Source organism: Alkalibacillus haloalkaliphilus C5, assembly GCF_000269905.1.
Lineage (GTDB): Bacteria > Bacillota > Bacilli > Bacillales > Alkalibacillaceae > Alkalibacillus > Alkalibacillus haloalkaliphilus_A.
Genome location: NZ_AKIF01000211.1, coordinates 1 through 3,540 on the forward strand (window position 1 = coordinate 1; position 3,540 = coordinate 3,540).

Below are 3,540 nucleotides of genomic sequence, written 5' to 3' on the forward strand. Positions count from 1 at the left end.
ACAGTTACTGTTTCACCTGTAATTGGATGTGTAAATTCTAATTTTTTAGCATGTAAAGCCTGACCTTGAACATCCAATGTTTTTCTTTGACCATATTTCGGATCACCTACTAACGGGTGATCGATGTATTTAAAATGAACACGAATTTGATGCGTTCTACCTGTTTCTAGTTCGCATACAACACGAGTGAAGCTTTCGTATTTATCGACAACTGAAAAATGCGTAACCGCATGTTTACCTTCATCGACGATTGCCATTTTTTGACGGTCATTTTGATCACGACCAATTGGTGCATCAATTGTGCCTAATTCATGTGAAATAACGCCATGAACTAATGCTTCGTACTGCCTTTTAATTTCTTTATTTTGTAGCTGCTCTGATAACTTTTCGTGAGCTTGGTCATGTTTAGCGACAACTAATAAACCACTCGTATCTTTATCTATTCGGTGAACAATACCTGGTCGGTAAACACCATTAATACCAGATAGATCATCACAATGATGTAATAAAGCGTGGACGAGTGTCCCACTTTCATGGCCATGGCCAGGGTGTACAACCATACCTTTTTCTTTATTGACAACTAAAATATGCTCATCTTCATATCGTATATCTAAAGGAATGTTCTCAGGCTCAATCGTCATCTCTTTTGGTTGAGGGATTTCCCACGTTAATTCATCACCTAGTTGACATTTATAATTATTTTTAACGTGCTGATCATTGACTGTTACATATCCATTTTGGATCCAAGTTTGAACTTGGCTACGTGATGCTTCATCGTTCAGTTGAGATAGTACTTGGTCAATACGTTTATTCTGATATGTTTCATCAATTGTCACTTGTTGTCTATTTGTCATCGCTTCTCATCCTTTTGTTATTCCATTCATCAAACAATATTAAAATAATAATAATCGATACACCAATTGTTAACGCTACGTCTGCAACGTTAAAAATCGGGAAATTATAGTTAAATATTGTGAAGTCTAGAAAATCAACTACTTCTTTCATTACAACTCGATCTATAAAGTTTCCAATTGCACCGCCTAATATGAGTGCGAAGCCTGTGTTTAGTAGTTTATAACCATTTCGATATTGTCTCATGTAATAAACAATGACACCAATAACGAATACTGTCACCATATAAAATAACCACATTTGTCCTTGTAACATTCCCCAAGCTGCTCCGCTATTACGGTGTGATGTTATGTAAAAGAATCCTGAAATCACTTCGATCGATTCATGCACGTTCATCGCTTTGATGATCATCCATTTTGTAATTTGATCTAAAGCTACAATTAATAGAGCGATAATATAATAATTCAATGGGCTACCTCCATCTCTTTAACGTTCCTATTGCATTTTACCATAAAAAGAAAATAAAGACGATTTAAAATATGTACTTTAAATCAGGCTCTAACTCAAATGTTAGGGTCCCTATTAAGTGAAGTCGCTTAATTTTTACCATGGATTGTTCCTAAATTTGTTGGGTTAACTGTACATTTTTTCACTTAAAAGAGTTGAGTGTCTTTTACTTGAACCGTTGGTATCAGGTGATCCGCTCTCGGTGGACGCTTTTACCCACAGGGCACAAGTGGGTAAAAGCGGAGCATTTTGATGGAGCGGTGGTAAAAGATAAACCCGAACGAAGTCAAAATATGATTTCGTTCGGGTTTTGTATTAACAATAGTACTGTCCCAACTTCTGTGAAAAGTTGTATGCCTTCTATAGTTGTACAACGATGTTTGCACAACGTTCACATAAGTCTGGATGTGAATTGTCAGCACCTACTGAATGTGAAGCTACCCAACAACGTTGACACTTTTCGCCAGTGTGCTTTTCAACAGCGACAGATACATTTTCAAAGACTTTTGCTGTCTCATGATCATTCGTTAATTCAGCTTCTGAAACGATTAAATATTGGTGAAGGTTTTCTACTGACTCAAGTAAATCTAACGTTGACTCATCTTTCGGTACAATCGTCACTTTAGCCTCTAGTGATTTACCGATCACTTTGTCAATACGTGCTTCCTCTAAAGCTTTTAAAACGTCCTCACGAATAGCCATTAACTGTTGCCATTTAGCCTTTGTTTCTTCTTCACCTTCAACTGTTCTACCTCAGGTAGATCCGTTAACTGAACACTTTCAGCTTCTACACCAGGGATATAATTCCAAATTTCATCTGACGTGTGAGATAAAATTGGAGATAATAATTGTGTTAAGCTAACTACGATTTCATGATAAACCGTTTGGATACTACGACGGCGCTTACTATCAGGTTCTTCAATGTATAATACATCTTTAGCGAAATCTAAGTAGAAAGCACTTAAATCCACCGTACAGAAGTTATTAATCGTATGATAAATTGTTGAGAATTCATAGTTATCATATGCTTTACGAACTTTTGCAACTGTTTCTTGCAAACGGATTAACATATAACGATCAACTTCTTCTAAATCACTCTCCGCTAGCTTATGTGTGCTAGGTTCGAAATCGTGTAAATTACCTAATAAGAAACGCATCGTATTTCTAATTTTACGGTAAACTTCAGAAACTTGTTTTAAAATTTCATTTGATACACGAACGTCAGCACCGTAATCAGTGCTTGCTACCCATAAGCGTAAAATATCTGCACCTAACTGTTTCATTACTTTTGAAGGTACCATTACATTCCCTAATGACTTACTCATCTTACGACCATCTCCATCTAGAGTAAAGCCGTGACTTAAAATACCTTTATATGGTGCTTTACCTGTAACAGCAACAGAAGTCGTTAAAGAAGAGTTAAACCAACCACGATATTGGTCTGAACCTTCTAAGTATAAATCAGCCGGACGTGCTAAGTCTTCGCGCTCTTCTAAAACCGCTTGGTGAGTAGAACCAGAGTCGAACCAAACATCCATAATGTCCGTTTCTTTCGTAAATTGACCATTTGGACTACCTGAATGAGTAAATCCTTCTGGCAATAATTCATTAGCTTCTTTTTCAAACCAAATATTTGAACCATGCTCACGGAACAAGTTCGAAACGTGTTCAATTGTTTCATCTGTAATAATCTCTTCACCATTTTCAGCGTAGAATACAGGAATTGGTACACCCCATACACGTTGACGAGAAATACACCAATCTTCACGGTCCTTAACCATGTTGTGCATTCTTGTCTCACCCCAGTCTGGGTGCCAATCAACATCTTTAATTGCCTGTAACAAGTCATCGCGGAAATCACTAACTGATGCAAACCATTGTGAAGTCGCACGGAAAATAGTCGGCTTTTTCGTACGCCAATCATGTGGATATGAGTGTGTCATGAATTCTAGTTTTAATAATGCACCAGATTCTTCTAACTTCTCGGTAATCGCTTTGTTAGCTTTATCATAAAATTCACCTTCAAAGCCTGGTGCTTCACTAGTGAACACACCTTTCTCATCAACTGGGCATAGCACATCTAAGTCATATTGTTTACCGATCCAAAAGTCATCTTCTCCGTGGCCAGGGGCTGTGTGTACACAACCAGTACCTGATTCAGTTGTAACATGATCACCTAAA

General features: G+C 37.3%; 2 protein-coding genes and 1 pseudogene. All 3 read right to left on the reverse strand.

Annotated elements, in window-relative coordinates; translation table 11 throughout:
* The coding region (locus A194_RS0115410; RefSeq protein WP_017187690.1) for an RluA family pseudouridine synthase at nt 1-854 on the reverse strand (854 nt) is incomplete at its 3' end.
* Nucleotides 844-1,320, reverse strand: coding sequence for a signal peptidase II (gene lspA, locus A194_RS0115415; protein WP_017187691.1), 477 nt, complete (start codon nt 1,318-1,320; stop codon nt 844-846). The genes A194_RS0115410 and lspA, both read right to left, overlap by 11 nt.
* Before the next feature lie 399 nt (nt 1,321-1,719).
* Nucleotides 1,720-3,540, reverse strand: a pseudogene (gene ileS / locus A194_RS18840) (isoleucine--tRNA ligase); the annotation flags it as partial.